This window comes from Novosphingobium sp., assembly GCF_027531025.1.
Classification (GTDB): domain Bacteria; phylum Pseudomonadota; class Alphaproteobacteria; order Sphingomonadales; family Sphingomonadaceae; genus Novosphingobium.
Genome location: NZ_JAPZQX010000009.1, coordinates 141,289 through 159,461 on the forward strand (window position 1 = coordinate 141,289; position 18,173 = coordinate 159,461).

The 18,173-nt window shown below is 66.6% G+C and carries 21 protein-coding genes; 6 read left to right on the top strand and 15 right to left on the bottom strand.

Features of this window, described 5'->3' with window-relative positions:
* The first annotated feature begins 4 nt into the window (after nucleotides 1-4).
* Nucleotides 5-1,168, top strand: coding sequence for a nucleotidyltransferase family protein (locus O9281_RS13420; protein WP_298186799.1), 1,164 nt, complete (start codon nucleotides 5-7; stop codon nucleotides 1,166-1,168).
* Nucleotides 1,165-2,403 (top strand): WcaI family glycosyltransferase, encoded by a 1,239-nt coding sequence (locus tag O9281_RS13425; protein WP_298186802.1) that lies wholly within the window; start codon nucleotides 1,165-1,167, stop codon nucleotides 2,401-2,403. Before O9281_RS13420 ends, O9281_RS13425 begins: the two co-directional genes overlap by 4 nt.
* Here O9281_RS13425 and O9281_RS13430 read toward each other — a convergent pair.
* The 3 genes from O9281_RS13430 to mutS are packed head-to-tail and all read right to left on the bottom strand — an operon-like array spanning nucleotide 2,366 to nucleotide 5,496.
* Nucleotides 2,366-2,695: a hypothetical protein gene (locus O9281_RS13430; protein WP_298186804.1), complete on the bottom strand. Its 330-nt coding sequence runs from the start codon at nucleotides 2,693-2,695 to the stop codon at nucleotides 2,366-2,368. The two genes, O9281_RS13425 and O9281_RS13430, sit on opposite strands and share 38 nt — an antisense overlap.
* A gap of 3 nt (nucleotides 2,696-2,698) precedes the next feature.
* Nucleotides 2,699-2,872, bottom strand: a complete 174-nt coding sequence (locus tag O9281_RS13435) for a hypothetical protein (protein ID WP_298186806.1) — start codon at nucleotides 2,870-2,872, stop codon at nucleotides 2,699-2,701.
* 41 nt (nucleotides 2,873-2,913) lie between these two features.
* Nucleotides 2,914-5,496: a DNA mismatch repair protein MutS gene (gene mutS / locus O9281_RS13440; protein ID WP_298186962.1), complete on the bottom strand. Its 2,583-nt coding sequence runs from the start codon at nucleotides 5,494-5,496 to the stop codon at nucleotides 2,914-2,916.
* Nucleotides 5,497-5,629: 133 nt separating this feature from the next.
* Between mutS and O9281_RS13445 the strand changes: the two genes are divergently transcribed.
* Nucleotides 5,630-7,927 (top strand): NADP-dependent malic enzyme, encoded by a 2,298-nt coding sequence (locus tag O9281_RS13445; protein WP_298186809.1) that lies wholly within the window; start codon nucleotides 5,630-5,632, stop codon nucleotides 7,925-7,927.
* A gap of 73 nt (nucleotides 7,928-8,000) precedes the next feature.
* Here the strand turns inward: O9281_RS13445 and O9281_RS13450 are convergent, their stop codons facing one another.
* The 7 genes from O9281_RS13450 to dksA form a co-directional block, all read right to left on the bottom strand.
* A complete protein-coding gene (locus tag O9281_RS13450) occupies nucleotides 8,001-8,765 on the bottom strand; it encodes a sulfite exporter TauE/SafE family protein (protein WP_298186812.1) in 765 nt (254 codons plus the stop codon).
* 149 nt (nucleotides 8,766-8,914) lie between these two features.
* A complete protein-coding gene (locus tag O9281_RS13455) occupies nucleotides 8,915-9,637 on the bottom strand; it encodes a tRNA (guanosine(46)-N(7))-methyltransferase TrmB (protein WP_298186814.1) in 723 nt (240 codons plus the stop codon).
* A gap of 74 nt (nucleotides 9,638-9,711) precedes the next feature.
* A complete protein-coding gene (gene ctrA, locus O9281_RS13460; RefSeq protein WP_298186816.1) occupies nucleotides 9,712-10,407 on the bottom strand; it encodes a response regulator transcription factor CtrA in 696 nt (231 codons plus the stop codon).
* Between the two features lie 140 nt (nucleotides 10,408-10,547).
* Complete coding sequence (locus O9281_RS13465; protein WP_298186819.1) at nucleotides 10,548-10,946, bottom strand: DUF4112 domain-containing protein; 399 nt, start codon at nucleotides 10,944-10,946, stop codon at nucleotides 10,548-10,550.
* Nucleotides 10,947-11,036: 90 nt separating this feature from the next.
* Nucleotides 11,037-12,506, bottom strand: coding sequence for an ABC transporter substrate-binding protein (locus tag O9281_RS13470; RefSeq protein WP_298186821.1), 1,470 nt, complete (start codon nucleotides 12,504-12,506; stop codon nucleotides 11,037-11,039).
* Nucleotides 12,507-12,551: 45 nt separating this feature from the next.
* Nucleotides 12,552-12,914 (bottom strand): PilZ domain-containing protein, encoded by a 363-nt coding sequence (locus O9281_RS13475; RefSeq protein WP_298186824.1) that lies wholly within the window; start codon nucleotides 12,912-12,914, stop codon nucleotides 12,552-12,554.
* A gap of 170 nt (nucleotides 12,915-13,084) precedes the next feature.
* Nucleotides 13,085-13,543, bottom strand: a complete 459-nt coding sequence (gene dksA / locus O9281_RS13480) for an RNA polymerase-binding protein DksA (RefSeq protein ID WP_298186827.1) — start codon at nucleotides 13,541-13,543, stop codon at nucleotides 13,085-13,087.
* 306 nt (nucleotides 13,544-13,849) lie between these two features.
* On the opposite strand from dksA, the gene O9281_RS13485 reads away from it, so the two are divergent.
* On the top strand, nucleotides 13,850-14,188 hold the full coding sequence (locus O9281_RS13485; protein ID WP_298186830.1) for a hypothetical protein: 339 nt from the start codon (nucleotides 13,850-13,852) through the stop codon (nucleotides 14,186-14,188).
* A 6-nt stretch (nucleotides 14,189-14,194) separates the two neighbouring features.
* Here O9281_RS13485 and O9281_RS13490 read toward each other — a convergent pair whose 3' ends face one another.
* From O9281_RS13490 to O9281_RS13510, 5 genes are read right to left on the bottom strand one after another with little or no spacing between them, the layout of a single operon-like run.
* Entirely contained in the window at nucleotides 14,195-15,328 is a 1,134-nt protein-coding gene (locus O9281_RS13490; RefSeq protein WP_298186833.1) for a GNAT family N-acetyltransferase, read from the bottom strand.
* Nucleotides 15,325-16,104 (bottom strand): glycerophosphodiester phosphodiesterase family protein, encoded by a 780-nt coding sequence (locus O9281_RS13495; RefSeq protein ID WP_298186835.1) that lies wholly within the window; start codon nucleotides 16,102-16,104, stop codon nucleotides 15,325-15,327. Before O9281_RS13495 ends, O9281_RS13490 begins: the two co-directional genes overlap by 4 nt.
* Nucleotides 16,076-16,546 (bottom strand): RidA family protein, encoded by a 471-nt coding sequence (locus O9281_RS13500; RefSeq protein WP_298186838.1) that lies wholly within the window; start codon nucleotides 16,544-16,546, stop codon nucleotides 16,076-16,078. Before O9281_RS13500 ends, O9281_RS13495 begins: the two co-directional genes overlap by 29 nt.
* Nucleotides 16,539-17,171: an HAD family hydrolase gene (locus O9281_RS13505; RefSeq protein WP_298186841.1), complete on the bottom strand. Its 633-nt coding sequence runs from the start codon at nucleotides 17,169-17,171 to the stop codon at nucleotides 16,539-16,541. The genes O9281_RS13500 and O9281_RS13505 overlap by 8 nt, the downstream gene beginning before the upstream one ends.
* The gene (locus O9281_RS13510; RefSeq protein ID WP_298186963.1) at nucleotides 17,168-17,452 is read right to left on the bottom strand and encodes a DUF3572 family protein; all 285 of its coding nucleotides are present in this window, start codon (nucleotides 17,450-17,452) and stop codon (nucleotides 17,168-17,170) included. The genes O9281_RS13505 and O9281_RS13510 overlap by 4 nt, the downstream gene beginning before the upstream one ends.
* Before the next feature lie 21 nt (nucleotides 17,453-17,473).
* On the opposite strand from O9281_RS13510, the gene O9281_RS13515 reads away from it, so the two are divergent.
* Both O9281_RS13515 and O9281_RS13520 read left to right on the top strand, forming a co-directional pair.
* Nucleotides 17,474-17,851 (top strand): response regulator, encoded by a 378-nt coding sequence (locus tag O9281_RS13515; protein WP_298186844.1) that lies wholly within the window; start codon nucleotides 17,474-17,476, stop codon nucleotides 17,849-17,851.
* Nucleotides 17,852-17,927: 76 nt separating this feature from the next.
* Nucleotides 17,928-18,167, top strand: coding sequence for an acyl carrier protein (locus O9281_RS13520; RefSeq protein ID WP_298186846.1), 240 nt, complete (start codon nucleotides 17,928-17,930; stop codon nucleotides 18,165-18,167).
* Nucleotides 18,168-18,173: the final 6 nt, after the last annotated feature.

The following is an 18,173-nucleotide window of genomic DNA, read 5'->3' on the forward strand; positions in this document are numbered from 1 at the left end:
GGCGATGGCGCGTGCAGGCGGAGCCACGGCCCGGCAGATCCTCGCACTGTTGCAGCCCTGTCCGGCGGGACTGGATCACCTGAGCGGCGCCGACTGGGCCGAACTTGACCGGATCGCTGCCCGGCAACGCCTGCAACCGCTGCTTCACGCCCGCCAGCGCGACAATCCGGCCGTGCCCGAAGCGATCCGCGCCGGGTGGGCCCAGGCCTATCGCGCCGCTGCGCTCGCCACGCTGACGATCCAGGCCGACCTTGCCGATTGCCTGGCCCTGCTGCGGGCACAGGGGATCGAGCCACTGGCGATGAAGGGCGCCTGGCTGGCCTGGCACGCCTATCCTCATCCGGCCGAACGGCCGCTGCGCGATCTGGACCTGCTGGTGCCGCTGGACCGCGCCCGCGAAGCGCTGGAACTGCTGCAGGCGGCCGGCTGGCCACTGAACGAACCGCTGGACCTGCCGATCGAGCAGTTGCTGGTGGTCGACAAGAGCCCGCCACCGCTGATCGCGCCGCGCGGCACCCCGATCGAACTGCACTGGCACGCCTGGTTCCCGGCGGGTCGGCTCGATCACTTCAGCCCCGCGCCCGACGATGCCGGGATGTTCGCCCGCGCCCGGCAGGGCAATGACGGGGTGCTTTACCCCTGCCCGGAAGACATGCTGGCCCACCTCGTCGTTCACGGGGTCTACAGCCACCGGCTCGATTGTGGCCCGCTCCTGCTGCCCGATATCGCCATGCTGCTGGCCAGCGGCCCGCTCGACTGGGCCGGGTTCTGGGCCAGGGCCGCGCGCGAAGGCTGGAGCAGCGGCGCGCGGCTGGTGCTGGACCTGGTCCGGCGGCATTGCCCCGAAGCCGCGATCGACTTTACCGGCGCTCCCGCGCAGACCCCGCCCGAACTGCTCGATGCCGCGGCCGAGCTGCTGCTGCAGGATCACGACACCCGGCTCAGCGCCGGGGTGATGGCGGGGGGCATCACCGGGCTGGTGCGCCGCCTGCGCCGTGAAGTGCGCACGGCCGATGGCACGGCGGTGCGCCGCGATTCGGATCGCGATGGCGGCTACCTGGCCTGGGCCGGATCGCGGCTGCGCCGGACCCTAGCCGATCTGGCCGATCCGGCGGTGCGCCGCCAGTCCCGCCGGATGGCGCAGATCAGCCGGTGGCTGGACCAATGAGCGGCCTGAAGATCATGCTGCTGGGGCTCAACTATGCGCCCGAGCCGGTCGGCATCGGCCCCTATTCGGCGGGTCTGGCCGAAACCCTGGCAGGCGAAGGGCACAGCGTGACCGCCGTGGTCGGCAAACCCTATTACCCGCAGTGGCGACCCGATCCGGCCCATGCCGGGGGTGGCTGGCGGTGCAGCGAGGAAGCAGGGGTGCGGATCGTCCGCTGCCCACACTACATCCCGGCCGAACCCGGCGGGGTGAACCGGATCGTGCACCTCGCCAGCTTCGCGCTCAGCGCCCTGCCCGCCGCGCTGGTTGCGGCCTGGCGGCAGCGTCCGCAGGTGGTCTTTACAGTCGCGCCGGCGCTGCTCAGCGTGATCACCGCCTGGATCGTCGCCCGCCTGTGCGGCGCGAAGCTGTGGATCCATGTCCAGGACTTCGAGGTCGAGGCGGCGCTTGCCACAGGGCTGATGGAGCAACGCGGGATCGGTACGCGCCTGGGCCGCTGGCTCGAGGGCTGGGTGCTGCGCCGGGGCGACCGGGTCTCGACGATCAGCCCGCAGATGATGGCCAAGCTGGTCGAAAAGGGCGTGGCGGCCGAGCACTGCTATGAACTGCGCAACTGGGCCAATGCCCGCTTCGCGCTGGACGCGGCCGGGGCCGAGAATGTTCGCGCCGAATGGGGCATCGGCGCGCGCAAGGTGGCGCTCTATTCGGGCAACATCGCCCGCAAGCAGGGGATCGAGATCCTGATCGATGCAGCCCGGCTGCTGGCGCACCGCGATGACATCATGTTCGTGATCTGCGGCGAAGGGCCCAACCGCGCGGCACTGGCCGAACGGGCGGCGGGCCTGGGCAATGTCCAGCTGCACGATCTGCAACCGGCCGAGCGGATGGGGGCCATGCTGGCCATGGCCGACCTGCACCTGCTGCCACAGATTGCCGGAGCGGCCGACCTGGTGCTGCCGTCAAAGCTCACTAACATGCTGGCATCGGGGCGCCCGGTCGTGGCGACGACCGAGGCCGGAACCGGGCTTTATGCAGAGGTCGATGGCTGCGGGCTGGTGGTCGATCCCGGCGATGCAGCCGGGCTGGCGCGCGCGATCGAACAGCTGGCCGACGATCCGGCCTTGCGGGCCGAACTGGGTCAGGCCGCAGCCGAGCGGGCGGTGGAACGCTGGCAGCAGCCGGCGATCCTGGCCCGCCTCATGGTTGAGTTGCAGCGTCTGGCGAACCCGCGTTAGCCGCTTCATCCGGCGGCGTGGGATCGAGCGGGGTGGTATCGGCCAGCGGCTCGCCAAAGCCGGGGCCTTCATCCTCTTCTGCGACCGGGGCTGGCGCCTCTGCCGGGGCGGCGACCGGCGCCGGGGCAGGTGCAGAACTATCGGTCACCTGCCGCGCGGCCCTGATCTCGGCCGCGCTCTTGGCCAGGTCTTCGTGGCCGCCACCTTCGGCAAAGAACGCTGCGACTCCGGCAGTCAGGCCGATGGCCCAGAGCAGGGCGAAACGCCAATCGCGGAACAGCAGCTGCTGCATGGCTCAGTTATCCTTCGCCCAGGGTGACTTGTGCGGGGCAGCCGGCTTGGCCGCTTCCTGCTGGCGCGCGCTATCGGCCATCGGCACGGTGCAATAGGCCGTTGCCAGGATGCCCAGCGACCAGAACACCGCTTTCCAGCGGCTCTGGAATACCGTGGTGATCCTTGGCCCGAACATTCCGCACGCAATAGCGGCACAAGGTTAAGGAACCCTGCAGCTCAACCTTCCGCTCCGGCCTCGCGCTTCAGGTCATAGAGCAGGTCCAGCGCCTCGCGCGGGCTGAGTGCATCGACATCGAGGCCCTTGAGCCGTTCGCGCAGCGTGTCGACCAGGTCGGCCCGTGCCTCGGCTGCTGCAGCGAACAGCGGCAGGTCGCCGAGCCCCGCGGCCAGCCCGCCGGTTTCGGCCCGGCCCTTTTCCAGCCGTTCCAGCACCGCCTTTGCCCGCGCCACAACCGGGGCGGGCACCCCGGCCAGCTTGGCGACCGCGAGGCCATAGGAACGATCCGCCGGGCCTTCCGCCACCTCGTGCAGCAGCACCAGGTCGCCCTTCCACTCGCGCGCGCGGACGTGGTGGAGCGACAGCGCCTCGCAGCTGTCGGCCAGCCGGGCCAGCTCGTGATAGTGCGTGGCGAAAAGGCAGCGGCAGCGGTTGACCCCGTGCACCGCCTCGACCACCGCCCAGGCGAGGGCGAGGCCATCGTAGGTGGACGTGCCGCGCCCGACCTCGTCGAGGATCACGAAGCTGCGCTCGCTCGCCTGGGCGAGGATCGCGGCGGTCTCGACCATCTCGACCATGAAGGTGGAGCGTCCGCGCGCGAGGTTGTCCGAGGCGCCCACGCGGCTGAACAGCCGGTCAACCAGCCCGACCCGCGCGGCCTCGGCGGGGACAAAGCTGCCCGCCTGGGCCAGCAGCACGATCAGCGCGTTCTGGCGCAGGAAGGTGCTCTTGCCGCCCATGTTGGGGCCGCCGACCAGCCACAGCCGGTCATCGGGCAGCAGGGTGCAATCGTTGGCGACGAACCGCTCACCCTTGGCCGCCAGCGCCGCCTCGACCACCGGGTGCCGCCCGCCGGTGATCGCAAGGCAGGGCTCGTCCACCACTTGCGGCGGGCACCAGCCGCCCTCGGCCGCGCGCTCGGCCAGGCCCGCGGCCACGTCAATCCGCGCCAGCGCCGCTGCCGTGGCCGCAATCGACTGCCGCGCGGCAATGGCGAGCGCGATCATTTCCTCGAAGTGCGCCTCCTCGGCGGCGAGCGCATGCCCCCCTGCCTCGGCGATCCGGCTCGCCTCTTCGTGCAGGGCCAGCGCGTTGAAGCGCACCGCCCCGGCCATAGTCTGGCGATGGGTGAACCCGCTGTCCGGCATCATCAACGCATCGGCGCGGCCGGCCGGCACCTCGATGAAATAGCCGAGCACGCCATTATGGCGCACCTTCAGCGCGGCGATCCCGGTCTGGTCACGATACTTCGCTTCCAGCGCAGCGATTGCTCGGCGGGCGTCGCCGGAAATGCGCCGCAACTCGTCCAGCGCGGCGTCATAGCCCTCGGCGATATAGCCGCCCTGCCCGCGCTCGGTCGGTGGGCTGGGGACTAGCGCGCGGGTGAGGTGGTCGACCAGCGCGCCATGGCCGGACAGGCTGGGCAGAAGCCGGTCGAGCAAGGCGGGCCGGTCGGCCCGGTGCAACAGATGATCGTGGATCCGCCGCGCTTCGGACAGGCCATCGCGCAGCTGGCCCAGGTCGCGCGGGCTGCCCCGCCCCGCCACGATCCGGCCCAGCGCCCGGCCGACATCGGGCGCGGCGCGCAGCACGGCGCGCAGGTCACCGCGCAGCAGGGCATCGCCATGCAGCCAGGCGACTAGCGCCAGTCGCTCCTCGATCGCCGCCCGATCGGTCAGCGGCGCGGCGAGGTCTTCGGCCAGCTGGCGCGCACCCGCCCCGGTAACGCAGCGATCGACCGCCTCGACCAGGCTGCCCTTGCGGCCACCCTGGCTCGAAACCAGGATCTCCAGGCTGGCCCGCGTCGCCTCGTCCATGGCGAGGTGCGCCGAGGCCCCGACGATCACCGGCGGCAGCAGCAGCGGCAATTTCCCGCGCCCGGCATGGTCGAGATAGGCGATCAAACCCCCTGCAGCCGCCAGCAGCGCGCGCGAGAACTGGCCGAACCCGTCGAGCGTGGCGACGCCGTGCACGGCCTTCAGCCGCGCCTCGCCCGCCTCGCTGGCGAAATCGCGCGAAGGGCGGGGAAAGGCTTCGGCGGGCGCATCGTCCCAGCCTTCTGGGGCGACCAGTTCGCTCGCCCCCAAGCGGGCGAGGGCCGCGCCCAGCCGCTCGGGCGGGCATTCCTCCAGCTCCATCCGCCCGGTCGAGATGTCGCAGGCGGCAATCGCGCAAGTGCCGCGCACTTCGCACACGGCCGCCAGCACATTGGCGCGGCGCGGTTCGAGCAGGGCTTCCTCGGTCAGGGTTCCGGCCGTGACGAAGCGGACGATATCGCGCGCCACCAGCGCCTTCGATCCGCCACGCTTCTTCGCTTCCTCCGGCGTTTCGACCTGTTCGGCGATCGCCACCCGGCACCCGGCCTTGATCAGCCGGGCGAGATAGCCCTCGGCCGAATGGACCGGCACCCCGCACATCGGGATCGGCACGCCCAAGTGCTCGCCCCGGCTGGTCAGCGCGATGTCGAGCACCTGCGCGGCAAGTTTCGCATCTTCGAAGAACAGCTCGAAGAAATCGCCCATCCGGTAAAACAGTAGGCAATCCCCGGCCTCGGCCTTCAGCGCGAGGTACTGCGTCATCATCGGGGTGGCGGGTGCGTTCACGGCTGCGGGGTTAGCCGGTTGAATACGATTCGCGCAAAGGCGCGCAGGCCAGCTTTCCCCTATCCCGTCGCGGCCAGTTCCGTTAGGGCGTGGGCGATTGAAGGAGATACCGGTGTCCGAAGAAGCCACCCCCAAGGAAGCCAGCCCCAAGGAAGAGAGCCGGGTCAGCTTCACCGAGCGCGAGGCGCTGTTCTATCACAAGACCATCCGCCCGGGTAAGATCGAGATCATCGCCAGCAAGCCGATGGCGACCCAGCGCGACCTGAGCCTGGCCTATTCGCCGGGCGTGGCCGTGCCGGTCCAGGCCATCGCCGACAATCCGGCCGACGCCTATGAATATACCGCCAAGGGCAACCTGGTGGCCGTGATCTCCAACGGCACCGCGATCCTTGGCATGGGCAACCTGGGCGCGCTGGCATCGAAGCCGGTGATGGAAGGCAAGGCGGTGCTGTTCAAGCGCTTTGCCGACGTCGATTCGATCGACATCGAACTGGCCAGCGAAGACCCCGATGCAATCATCGAGGCGGTGGCGATGATGGAACCCAGCTTCGGCGGCATCAATCTTGAGGACATCAAGGCCCCTGAATGCTTCGTGATCGAGCAGGCCCTGCGCGATCGGATGAAGATCCCGGTCATGCACGACGACCAGCACGGGACGGCAATCATCGCCGCCGCCGGCCTGGTCAACGCCTGTTTCCTGACCGGCCGCGAGTTCAAGGACGTGAAGGTGGTGGTCAACGGCGCAGGGGCCTCGGCGCTGGCCTGCACCGCGCTGATCAAGTCGATGGGCGTGCGGCACGAGAACGTGACCGTCTGCGACCGGTCCGGCGTGATCTATCGCGGCCGCGAGGGCGGCATGGACCAGTGGAAGAGCGCCCATGCGATCGACACCGCCGCGCGCGATCTGGAAGAGGCGCTGGTCGGCGCCGACATCTTCCTGGGCCTGTCCGCCGCCGGAGCGCTGAAGCCCGAATATGTGGCCAAGATGGCACCCCAGCCGATCATCTTCGCCATGGCCAACCCCGATCCGGAAATTCGGCCCGAAGAAGCCAAGGCCGTGCGGCCCGATGCGATCATCGCCACCGGGCGCAGCGACTATCCCAACCAGGTCAACAATGTGCTGGGTTTCCCCTTCATCTTCCGCGGCGCGCTGGACGTGCGGGCCACCGCGATCAACGAGGAGATGAAGATCGCCGCCGCCAAGGCGATTGCCGAGCTGGCCCGCGAACAGGTGCCCGATGAAGTGGCCGCCGCCTATGGCAAGAACCACCAGTTCGGCCCGGAATACATCATCCCCGCGCCGTTCGATCCGCGGCTGATGGAAGTCGTTTCCTCGGCCGTAGCCAAGGCGGCGATGGACACCGGCGTGGCCCAGAAGCCGATCGAGGATTTCGACGCCTATCGCACCAGCCTGAAGGCGCGCCTCAACCCCACCACCTCGGTCCTGACCCAGGTCTATGAACAGGTGAAGGCCAACCCCAAGCGGGTGATCTTTGCCGAGGCCGAGGACGAGATCGTGCTGCGCGCCGCGATCCAGTACCGGGATTTCGGTTATGGCGAACCGGTGCTGGTTGGCCGGACCGAACAGGTCAAGGCCAAGCTGGCCGAGCTGGGCGTGGAAGACCCGAATGCCTGGCATATCGAGAATTCGGCCGTAAGCGAACACGTGCCGGCCATGGTCGAGCTGCTTTACGACAAGCTCCAGCGGCGCGGCTTCCTGGAACGCGACGTGCGCCGCATGGTCAACCAGGACCGCAATGTCTTTGCCTCGCTGCTGCTCAAGCTGGGGGTGGGCGATGCCATGGTGACGGGCAAGACCCGCACCTTTGCCCAGACCATCCGCGAAGTGCGCCAGGTGCTGGAACCGCAGGAGGGCCGCCTGCCCTTCGGCATTCACCTGATGATCGGCAAGAACTATACCGTGTTCCTGGCCGACACGACGGTGAACGAGCGGCCGAATGCGGCCGAACTGGCGGTGATCGCCAAGGAAACCGCCGCCGTCGCCCGCCGCCTGGGACATGAGCCGCGGGTGGCCTTCCTGTCCTATTCCACCTTCGGCAACCCGCCGGGCCGCTATCTGGAAAACATCCGCGATGCAGTGGCGCTGCTCGATGCCGAGAATCCCGGCTTCGAATACGAAGGCGAAGTGGCCCCCGATGCCGCGCTCAACCCGACGGTCATGAAGAACTATCCCTTCAGCCGCCTGACCGCACCGGCCAACGTGCTGGTCATGCCGGGGCTGCAATCGGCCAACATCTCCGCCAAGCTGCTGCGCGAACTGGCGGGCAATGCCACGATCGGGCCGATGCTGATCGGGATGGAAAAGCCGGTCCAGGTCATCCCGATGACCGCGATCGCGCCCGATGTGCTGACCCTCGCCGTGCTGGCCGCGGCAGGCGTCGCGGGCTGATCTTCGCCGGGTCTGCCCTTCGCGGTGATTGTGCCGCGAAGGGCGCCCCGGTGGCGCGCGGGGGCTGGTCCACTTACCCCAGCGCGCGATAAACTCCGTAGCCGCTGGTCAGCGACAGCACGACGCCGACCAGGATCAGCATGGCCTTGGGCGGGAAATGCTTGGCCGCCCAGGCGCCGAGCGGCGCGGCCGCCACCCCGCCGATCAGCAGGCCCAGCGTCGCCCCGGCCACATCGGCCAGCCCGAGGTGATAGATGAAGGTGGCGCTGATCGTCAGCGTCAGGAAAAACTCGACCGAATTGACCGTGCCTACCACCTTGCGCGGGTCGGCCCCCTGGATCAGCAGGTTGGACGTAACCACCGGGCCCCAGCCGCCGCCACCCGCCGCATCGAGGAACCCGCCGACCAGGCCCAGCGGCGCCACCAGCTTCGCCTCGCGCAGCTTGGGCGGATAGAACAGCCCGCGCCACAGGAGGTAGAGGCCGATCCCGGCAAGGTAGGTCAGGACGAAGGGCTTGACCACGTCGGCATGGAGCGAGGTCAGCACATAGGCACCGGCGATGCCGCCGATCACGCCCGGCACCAGCAGGCGGAAGAAGAGCTTCCCATCGATATTGCCGTGCAGCAGGTGGCTGATTCCCGATGCCGCGGTGGTGAAGCATTCGACCAGGTGGACCCGCTGCGAGGCCTGGGCCGGGGGGACGCCCAGCACGCCGACCAGCAAGGTGTTCGAGATCACGCCAAAGGCCATGCCCAGTGCGCCATCGACCAACTGGGCGGCAAAGCCCACGGCAATGAAGGGGAGCAGGTAGGCAAGATCGATACCGGCAAGATCCACGACCGACTCCGCGCTCGGTTAATGTCGATCGAAAAGCTAGAGTTTGTAAATGACCGACGCCACAAAGTTTTTCGCTTCAGCGCCGAAGCGAAATTATCCTGCGGCGGGTCGCCCCGATCATCGGGGCGAGGCGTCCCGGCTGATATTGGTCAGCCCGCCTTGCGCCTATAGCGGAAGTACCAGACCTCGTGGCCATAGACGGCGCGGGCCTTGTGCTCATAGCGCGTTTCGGGCCAGCCGCCGGGACGGACCTGGAAATCGCGCGGCTCCTGCGTCAGCCATTCGAATTGATGGGCATGACGCCGCATCACCATCAGGGCGTGACGGACATAGACCGGGTGATCGGTGCCAAAGCGGAATTCGCCGCCCGGTTTCAGCTTGGCCGCGAACAGATCGACCGGGCCATCGTTCATCATCCGCCGCTTGGCATGGCGTGCCTTGGGCCAGGGGTCGGGATGTAGCAGGTACAGGAAGCTCAGGTGACCGTCTGGTATGCGTTTAAGGACATCCAGGGCATCGCCGTGGTATATCCGAACGTTGCCCAAAGGCGGGTGTGCCCCATGATCGCCCGACACGTGGACCAGCGCCTGGGCCACCCCGTTGAGGAACGGCTCGGCTCCGATGAAGCCATGGTCGGGCAGCATGTCGGCCCGCGCCGCCATGTGCTCACCCCCGCCAAAGCCGATCTCGAAATGGAGCGGGCAATCCTGTCCGAACAGGCCAACCGCCGTCACCTCGCCCTCTTCAGGCACGGAAATCTGCGGCAAAAGCTGGTCAACCAGGGCCTGTTGCCCGGCGCGCAGGGGCTTGCCCTTGGCGCGGCCATAGAGGCGGTTAATCGTGGTCGGATCGCCGGATTTGTGCGCGGTCATCCGCGCCCCTTACAAACCAAAACGGCCCGCCGAAAGGGGCGAGCCGCAATGGTATGGCAATGACACGGAAAAGATCAGGCGGCGACCGCTTCTTCACCCGGATCGCGCAACACATAGCCGCGGCCCCAGACGGTCTCGATGTAGTTCTCGCCGCCGCAGGCATGCGCAAGCTTCTTGCGCAGCTTGCAGATGAACACGTCGATGATCTTGAGTTCGGGTTCGTCCATCCCGCCATAAAGGTGGTTCAGGAACATTTCCTTGGTCAGCGTGGTGCCCTTGCGCAGCGAAAGCAGCTCGAGCATCGCATATTCCTTGCCGGTCAGGTGGACGCGGGCACCATCGACCTCGACGGTCTTGGCATCCAGGTTCACGGCCAGCTTGCCGGTGCGGATGACCGACTGCGAATGGCCCTTGGAACGGCGCACCACGGCATGAATCCGGGCCACGAGTTCCTCGCGGTGGAACGGCTTGGTCACGTAATCGTCAGCCCCGAAGCCGAACGAGCGCACCTTGGAGTCCATCTCGCTGATACCGGACAGGATCAGCACCGGGGTCTGGACCTTGGCGACGCGCAGCTTCTTGAGCACGTCGTACCCGTGCATGTCGGGCAGGTTCAGGTCGAGGAGGATGATGTCGTAGTCATAGAGCTTGCCAAGGTCCAAGCCCTCTTCGCCCAGGTCGGTCGAATAGACGTTGAAACCCTCGGTGGTGAGCATCAGCTCAATAGCCCGCGCCGTGGTCGGCTCGTCCTCGATCAGCAGTACGCGCATGGGTCGTCCCCCCTTTGCCCCGTTTACGACAACAACCCTTTCGTAAGGGTCATTGCCAGCCATTAACCATATGACCAATGAAGAGGAAAGGTTAATTTCTCGTAAACGCGCGGATTCCGGCGAGTCGCGGGGTATCGCGGTCAGGTTTCGATCACCTTTGTGGCCGGATGATGCCGATCCAGATGCTTGCGGATAATCCGCAGGTTACGGGTATTCGAGCGATAAAGCAGGTCGAAGAGATCCCCGGCGACAGGCACTGCGCCAATCAGGCTGTCAAATCCGACATTGGCCGCCATCCGCCACAGCTGCCACTTCGGCAGGCCCAGATTGCGGGCCTCCCAGACCAGGTAAAGCCCCAACCCGGCAGTCAGCAGATCGCCCACTACCGGTACTACCCCGGCAATGGCATCAAGGCCGACTTTGCGGCGCAGGACCGGGATTTCCACCAGCCCTTCGAGCAGGCGCTCCAATACCTCGATCCGGCGCCGGACCGACAGCGGATCGCTGCCGAGCGGGATATCCGTCGTCAGCGGATCCATGCGCCGGGGTCGGTTGAGCCGGTTGAGACTGTCCATCACCATTTCCTTGCCGCTAGCGATCGACCTGGCCGAGGCTGCCTATTTGACCCCCTATTTGGGGAGCATGGCCAGCGGCAACAAGGGATGCACGTTCCAGGGGTTGGGCATGAACCCCGTCGTGCTGCCACTGATCAGCGACCAGCGGATTGGTACGCCGAAGGGGATGAAGCTGTTGGCGATGGTCAGTTGGGCCTCAGCCTGGGCGAATAGGTCAGCGCGCCGGGCCGGATCTGTCTCGGCAAGGGCCTGGGCGGCCAGGCGATCGGCGGCAGCACTGCACAGGGTGCGGACATTGGTGCAGCTGAGCTGGTTGAGGAACCAGCCGGCGCGCGGATAACGCGCGACCGTGTCGACCAGCCGCAAGTCGGCAGGGGCATTTTCGGCAACCTTGCGGGAAGCTATGCCGATTGCCTCAAGATCGCTGCGCAGGCGGGTGAACAGCAAATCGCTGCCGGGTCCGGTGGGCAAGGCGATCCGCAACTGTGGGCGCCCCTTGTCCGCTCTCCAGCGCGCCACGCGCGCGGCGGCCGTGGCGCGGCGTTCCGCCAGTTCTTCACCGGGCCAGCGCTCGCCCACCGTCCCGTTATCGTCGCCCGCGCCCGGATTGACGATCCGCGTCGTGGCAGCCCAGCCGCCGACATTGAGCGCAATGGCCAGGGCATCTCGATCGATCGTCATGGCGATCGCTTCGCGGTTTTCCGCCGCGGCAAGAAATCCCTGGGGAGCGACAACCGCAAGGCCAAACAGGCCCGCCACCGGATCGAGCCGGATTGCCCCGCGCGACACGCCGCTCGCATCAAGCCGCGGGAAATCAGCCAGCCGCCCGCCCAGGACCACGTCCGCTTCGCCCGCGTTGAAGCGGGAGATCGCCCGCTCGGCAGGCAGTGCCGAAAGCCGCAGCTTGCGGCTCCGTTCCGCCCACCCTTCAACCTGGGGGAGGCCGCGATCCTCTGGCGCAATTGGAGTGAGCAGCACGCTGCCTTCTTCGCGCTTCAGGCGCATCGGCCCTGCCCCGCGACCCTTGCGGGCCAGGCCCAGCTCCGGCTGAGCCAGAAGTTGCAGGAAATCGGGCTGTTGCTGGCGAAGGCGGATTTCGACCACCCGACCCGCCATCGCCCGCACCTCGGCAATTCCGGACAGATCCTGCGCCAGGGCTGTGCCGCGCAGCGCGGCGATCGCCTGAACGAGCGCCGCCCGGGCATTGTCGCCAGTCAGCGGCGTCTTGTCGGGCCAGGTCCCGTCACGCAGGCGGAAGATGTAACTGAGCCCATCGTCTGTAACGATCCAGCGGTCGGCCAGCGCCGGAACCACTCGGCCGCGCTCGTCGAAGCCGACCAGTCCTTCGATGGTCGATGAACGCACCAGCTGGGCCGCCAGGGGAAGCCGTGGGCCACTCGCGAACAGCGAACCAGGTTCTCCGATAACCACCGCTTCGACCGCGCGATCGCTGGCCGAATTGCAGGCACCCAGCGCAACGAGCGGGGCAAGCGGAGACAACAGGCGGCGCAGCTTGGGCGACATGCACCCTGCTTAGCCGATTAGAACGAGGGCGGACAGGCCCGCGCGTCAGATCTTGCGCAGGGTCGTAAAGTCGGGCTGGGGGACCAGGGGCGTGCGGACAAACCGCGGCGGGCCATCCCCGGTCGTAACGGGCGCACGTGCCAGCTTCGGATCGATCTCTTCCCGGAAGGCGATCCCGCAGCGGCTGTCCTGGACCCAGGCGACCGTCCCTTCGACCCAGCCGATATTGCGAAGCTGGATCCAGACCAGGACGCCGCGCTGCAATTGCGGGCCACCGTCGGCCATGAGGCCGCCGGACGACAGGTTGCGCACGCGCACCTTGTGCTCGCCCTCGATTCCGTCGATCCGCAGGTCAGCCGAAAGGAACAGGCTGTCGCGCGTGATCTGCCGATGCTCGTTCCCGCCCATGGTCGCGTCTCGTACTCCTGGTTCCGTTCTAGGCCTGCCCCCTCGGAACAAGGGAACTAGCCGAGATGCCATCGCCGAAGACTAAACCGGAATGCCAAAGATGCGGTTAACGCCAGATCGGATCCCTGCGGGCAGCGCCGCTTCAACCGAGTTTTCGCCTGTCGGAAGGCTTAATCGTCGCGCGAAATCTTCTCGCGGCGCTCATGCGCTTCCTGGGCTTCGACCGTCATGGTCGCGATCGGGCGAGCCGACAGTCGACCCAGGCCGATCGGTTCCCCGGTAACCTCGCAATAGCCGTATTCGCCCTCTTCGATCCGGCGCAGCGCCGAATCGATCTTGGCGATCAGCTTGCGCTGACGATCACGGGTACGCAGTTCGATCCCCCAGTCCGTCTCGCTCGAAGCCCGGTCATTGAGATCGGGTTCCCGGATCGGGCCATCCTGGAGCGATTGCAGGGTGTCCTGCGCTGCCGACAGGATCAGCTTCTTCCATTCGAGCAGCAGTCGCCGGTAATAGTCCAGCTGCGCCTCGCACATGTATTCTTCGCTGTCACTCGGGGTATAATCGCCGCCAAGCGAACGCTTCGCCTTGGCAAGGACGTCAATCTCTTCGCCCAGAACCGTTGCCATAAACTCTCCACACCCAACCGAACGGACCCAGCGAGGTCCCTGCTGCCCCGGGTTTTCCCGATAGCTACCAGACGCCGGTTTTCGAGCGCGCCTATAGTGGGGGGGCAAGGCCCGCACAAGCGGCAATGCAGCGCTTTGGAGACATTCCACAGGCAGTTACCCATTTGCGCGTAAACCGGGGTTAACCGGCCAATTGCATGTCACCGAAAAGACTTTCTGCTGCGTTAACCTTTTGTTGACCAAGTTCCGCAAGTTTTGGCCTGTAACCGGGCAACAGGGACCCGGATCGAATTGGGGGTTGGAAAAATGAGCACGACCTGGATCCACACTGAAGCCTTCGCGACCGTGAAGCCGATGATCGAAGCCGGAGAAGACCTGCTGGTCGCCACTTGTCTGGCCGCCGCGGCCCAGGGGGATACGAGCGCCTACTACGATCTTGGTGTGGCCTATTCGACCGGCAGCCACGGCGTCGACTGCGACCTGATCGAAGCACACAAGTGGTTCAACCTGGCCGCCGCCGCCGGTCATGCCGAAGCCGCGCTCTGCCGCGCCGATGTCTCCGACGAGATGACGGCCCGCGAGATCGCCGAAGCCCAGCGGCGCGCCCGCGAATGGCTCTCGGCGGCCGTGCGCAAGGCGGCCTGAACGGCCTCAGCCTTTTCTGAAGGGCGCGCGTACCGCGAGGAACAGCCGGTCCGCTTCGACCCCGCGCCGTTCGCGATCAAGAAAATCTGCCACGGCCTCGCGAAAGCCGGGATGAACGATGTAATGAGCCGATCGTGTTTCGACCGGCTCATAGCCCCGGGCCAGCTTGTGCCCGCCCTGCGCTCCCGCCTCCACGCGATCGAGGCCCAGCCGGATCGCGGCGTCGATCGCCTGATAATAGCACAGCTCGAAATGCAGGAACGGCTTGTCGACGACGGCCCCCCAATAGCGGCCGTAGAGAGCATCCGGCCCGATGAAGTTCAAGGCGCCCGCAACCGGCTGCCCCTCGACCAGCGCCAGGATCAGCAGGATCCGGTCAGCCATCCGCTGCCCCAGCAGGCTGAAGGCCTCGCGGCTCAGATAGGGGCGCCCCCATTTGCGCGCGCCGGTATCCTGGTAGAAGTGCCAGAAGGCATCCCAATGGGTTTCAGACAAGTCCGCTCCGGTAATGTGCCGGATTTCCAGTCCGGCCTGGGCGGCGGCGCGTTCCTTGCGGATGTCCTTGCGCTTGCGGCTGGATAGTGCGCCCAGAAAGTCGTCGAAGCTGGCATAGCCCCGATTCTCCCAGTGGAACTGGATATCGCTGCGCAGCAACCAACCAGCCGTTTCGAACAGCGGCACCTGTTCTGGCGCGATGAAAGTGGCGTGGGCCGATGACAGGCCATTGGCCTCACAAAGCTGCTCGGCCGCGCGCAGCAGCGGTGTGGCCAGCGCCGGATCGCCCAGCAACAGACGCGGTCCGGTGGCCGGCGTGAAGGGTACGGCGATCTGGAGCTTGGGGTAGTAACTGCCGCCCGCCCGGTGCCAGGCATCGGCCCAGGCATGATCGAACACGTATTCGCCCTGGCTATGTCCCTTGAGGTAAGCCGGCAGCGCCGCTGCCAGGCGCCCATCGGCGCCGTTGATCGCAATCGGGGCCGGGGTCCAGCCAGTGCCAGGCCCGACCGAGCCCGAATCTTCCAGCGCGGTCAGAAAGGCATGGCTGAGAAAGGGGTTGCCCCCCGTCAGCGCATCCCACTCGGCGGCCGGCACTTCGCCCACCCTAGTCAGGACCCGCGCCTCGATCGGAGTACTGCTCACGCGATCCCCGCGCCCTCCGCAATCGGTGCATCGGCATGGATGGCGGCCCGTTCGCGGTGTTCGACGCTGCGCACCGTCCAGGTCGTGACAGGCAGACCGCGCGCGCGCTGGATGGCGGCAAAGCGGCTGGGCAGGTCGCGGATGTCATAGGCGAGGAACTGCGGCCGGGCATGCCACAACGACAGGCGGCGGCGGATCATGCCGGGCAACGCCTTGTCATTCTCCTCGGTCACAACGAGACCGCGCAGGGTCAGCGACGAATGATCGGCGAACCAACGGACAATCCGGGGATCGAAGCTCATGATCGCGTGCGGCCCCTGGTAGCCCTCCAGCACACGCCGGACCGACAGGCACAGCGCGCTGATCCGGCGGTGATCGTCCCTGGGCGACTTGATTTCGATCAGCAGCGGCACCTGGCCCGCCACCTGATCCAACAGCTGGCGCAATGTCGGGATCGTATCCTGTCCGCCAGCCAGGCCGATCCGGCCCAGTTCTGCGGCGCTGCGCCGGGCGACAGGACCGGTCTCGGTAGTCAGCCGATCCAGCGTGGGATCGTGAAAGACCATTGCCTGGCCGTCGCTCGAGCGCTGGATGTCGCATTCGATACCCAGCCCCCGTGCAATCGCCCCGGCAAACGCAGCTGGCGAGTTTTCCGGAACACCCGGGCCATGCAGACCGCGATGGGCAAACGCCCACTCGCGCAGCCAGCGCACCCGTGCCGGATCGGGCACGGGCACCCGCCAGCGGTCAATCGGCGCGAAGGGCGACAATGGCATCGACTTCGACCGCGCAGCCCAGCGGCAGGCTGGGCACGCCGACAGCGGCACGGGCATGCTTGCCCGCCTCGCCGAACACGGCGACCATCAGTTCCGAGGCGCCGTTCACCACCTTGGGCTGGTCAGTGAAATCGCCGGTGCAATTGACGAAGCCGCCCAGCTTGACGATCCGCTCGACCCGATCGAACGAACCGAGGGCAGCCTTCAGCTGGGCCAGGATCATCAGGCCGCAGCCTTGCGCGGCACGGATCCCGTCTTCGACTGTGAGGTCCTCGCCCAATCGCCCCTTCAGCAGCGCGCCATCGACGAACGAGACCTGGCCCGAAACGAAAGCATGCCCGCCCGAAACGACCACCGGGACGTAGGCCGCCACCGGCGCTGCCGCGGCGGGCAGGGTCAGGCCCAGTTCGGCCAGCTTCGCTTCGACTTCGGCGTCAGTCATTCTTCTCTCCATTGATCCGCCCAAGCAGCCACGGCAGCGCGTGGTCCCAGGTGTCGATCCGGGCGTGCGCGTTGCCCGCCTCAAAGGCGCAGGAAATGTGCGGGGCCAGCGTCGGTTCACCGCACAGGTGCAGCCGGTCGATATGCGGGGCAATCTCCTTCACCGAACCGTGGTGATTGGCGATATCGTCGATGAACACCGCGTGGCTCGGCCGATACTCGTCGAGGATCGCTTGCAGCGCCGGACCTTTCGGGCCCTGGTTGGTAAAGACCCGCGCCTCGATCCCGTGATCGAGGAGTTGCCGGCGGCGCGCCTCGTTGTGCTTGTCGTGCAGGTTGGTCAGGATCACCACGTCAGCATGTTCGGCCAGAGTGTTGATCGCGCTGACCGCGCCGGCGATCGGGTATTGCCGGTGCATCTCGTTGTCGAAAAAGCCTTGCAGGAATTCCCAGATCTTCGGCCCTTCGACCAGCTCGCCGCTGTCCTTCCAACGGACCGCGCGGCTGAAATCGTTGCCGACCATCGAGAACGATACGCCCTGCGTTTCGTCCAGCCATTGGGCAAAGGGGACGACCATGTGCAGCAGCACTTCGTCGCAATCGGAAATGATCAGGGGTTTCGTCATGTCAGCGAATCTCGTGCCGCGATCAAGGCCTGCGGCGCAACCCCCAAATGCTCGGCTGCGGCACAAAGGTCAGGTTCGTGTGCTGCAAGGAACTCAAGCACAGCGCCCAGCACGGCCGGATCGGCAAGGCCCGAGCGCAAGGCATCAGCATCCAGTCCGGTCAGCGCCAGCAGCCGCTCGGCCCTTGGCGAATCGGCCAGCACCCAGACGAGCGCGCCCAGCGCCAGGGCAAAGGGGTCGACGGGGGATTGGGGTTCGCGAAGAATTGCGGGCCTCTGCAGTAACAGTGTAGGACATTGCGCATGGCAAAGCGTATCCTGGTTGTCGAGGACAACGACCTCAACCGCAAGCTGTTCTGCGATGTGCTGCGCAGTCAGGGCTATGCCGTGGAACCCTGCGCCGATGGGCTGGAAGCGCTCGACAGGGCGCGCAGCTTCGTCCCCAACCTGATCATAATGGATATCCAGCTGCCCAACGTTTCAGGCCTTGACCTGATCGAGGCGACCAAGGCCGATGCCGTGCTGCGCCAGATCCCAGTACTCGCTGTCACCGCCTATGCCGGCAAGGGCGACGAAGAGCGGATCCGCGACGCCGGGGCCGAGGGTTATCTCGCCAAGCCGGTCTCGATCGGACCGTTCATGGCGGCCGTGAAGGGCTTGGTCGAAAAGGCCGTAGCTTGACTTTTAGTGCCCCGCGCCGCTTTTCCGCCCCATTCATCGGCCAGAGCGCCGCAAAATCAATCGGAGCATGAAGACAATGGATCGCGCCGCTACCGCTGAAAAGATCGCCGGGATCATCGAACCCTTCAACAAGAAGGGCGTGGAGATCACCGATGCGAGCACCTTTGCCGGGGACCTGGAGTTCGACAGCCTGACCGTGATGGATTTTGTCGCCGCGATCGAGGACGAGTTCGACATCATCATCAGCATGAACCAGCAGGCCGAGATCGAGACCTACGGCCAGCTGATCGATGCCGTGGTGAAGCTGCAGGGCTGATACGAG

Excerpts from the sequence above, each read along its gene's own strand:
- O9281_RS13485 (WP_298186830.1), top strand. The coding sequence starts at position 13,850 with ATGAGCACGACCTGGATCCACACTGAAGCCTTCGCGACCGTGAAGCCG.
- O9281_RS13505 (WP_298186841.1), bottom strand. The coding sequence starts at position 17,171 with ATGACGAAACCCCTGATCATTTCCGATTGCGACGAAGTGCTGCTGCAC.
- O9281_RS13420 (WP_298186799.1), top strand. The coding sequence starts at position 5 with ATGGCGCGTGCAGGCGGAGCCACGGCCCGGCAGATCCTCGCACTGTTG.
- O9281_RS13435 (WP_298186806.1), bottom strand. The coding sequence starts at position 2,872 with ATGTTCGGGCCAAGGATCACCACGGTATTCCAGAGCCGCTGGAAAGCG.
- O9281_RS13475 (WP_298186824.1), bottom strand. The coding sequence starts at position 12,914 with ATGGGCGGGAACGAGCATCGGCAGATCACGCGCGACAGCCTGTTCCTT.
- O9281_RS13425 (WP_298186802.1), top strand. The coding sequence starts at position 1,165 with ATGAGCGGCCTGAAGATCATGCTGCTGGGGCTCAACTATGCGCCCGAG.
- O9281_RS13430 (WP_298186804.1), bottom strand. The coding sequence starts at position 2,695 with ATGCAGCAGCTGCTGTTCCGCGATTGGCGTTTCGCCCTGCTCTGGGCC.
- O9281_RS13520 (WP_298186846.1), top strand. The coding sequence starts at position 17,928 with ATGGATCGCGCCGCTACCGCTGAAAAGATCGCCGGGATCATCGAACCC.
- O9281_RS13455 (WP_298186814.1), bottom strand. The coding sequence starts at position 9,637 with ATGACCGCGCACAAATCCGGCGATCCGACCACGATTAACCGCCTCTAT.
- O9281_RS13515 (WP_298186844.1), top strand. The coding sequence starts at position 17,474 with ATGGCAAAGCGTATCCTGGTTGTCGAGGACAACGACCTCAACCGCAAG.
- dksA (WP_298186827.1), bottom strand. The coding sequence starts at position 13,543 with ATGGCAACGGTTCTGGGCGAAGAGATTGACGTCCTTGCCAAGGCGAAG.
- ctrA (WP_298186816.1), bottom strand. The coding sequence starts at position 10,407 with ATGCGCGTACTGCTGATCGAGGACGAGCCGACCACGGCGCGGGCTATT.
- O9281_RS13470 (WP_298186821.1), bottom strand. The coding sequence starts at position 12,506 with ATGTCGCCCAAGCTGCGCCGCCTGTTGTCTCCGCTTGCCCCGCTCGTT.
- mutS (WP_298186962.1), bottom strand. The coding sequence starts at position 5,496 with ATGATGACGCAGTACCTCGCGCTGAAGGCCGAGGCCGGGGATTGCCTA.
- O9281_RS13500 (WP_298186838.1), bottom strand. The coding sequence starts at position 16,546 with ATGACTGACGCCGAAGTCGAAGCGAAGCTGGCCGAACTGGGCCTGACC.
- O9281_RS13465 (WP_298186819.1), bottom strand. The coding sequence starts at position 10,946 with ATGGATCCGCTGACGACGGATATCCCGCTCGGCAGCGATCCGCTGTCG.
- O9281_RS13495 (WP_298186835.1), bottom strand. The coding sequence starts at position 16,104 with ATGCCATTGTCGCCCTTCGCGCCGATTGACCGCTGGCGGGTGCCCGTG.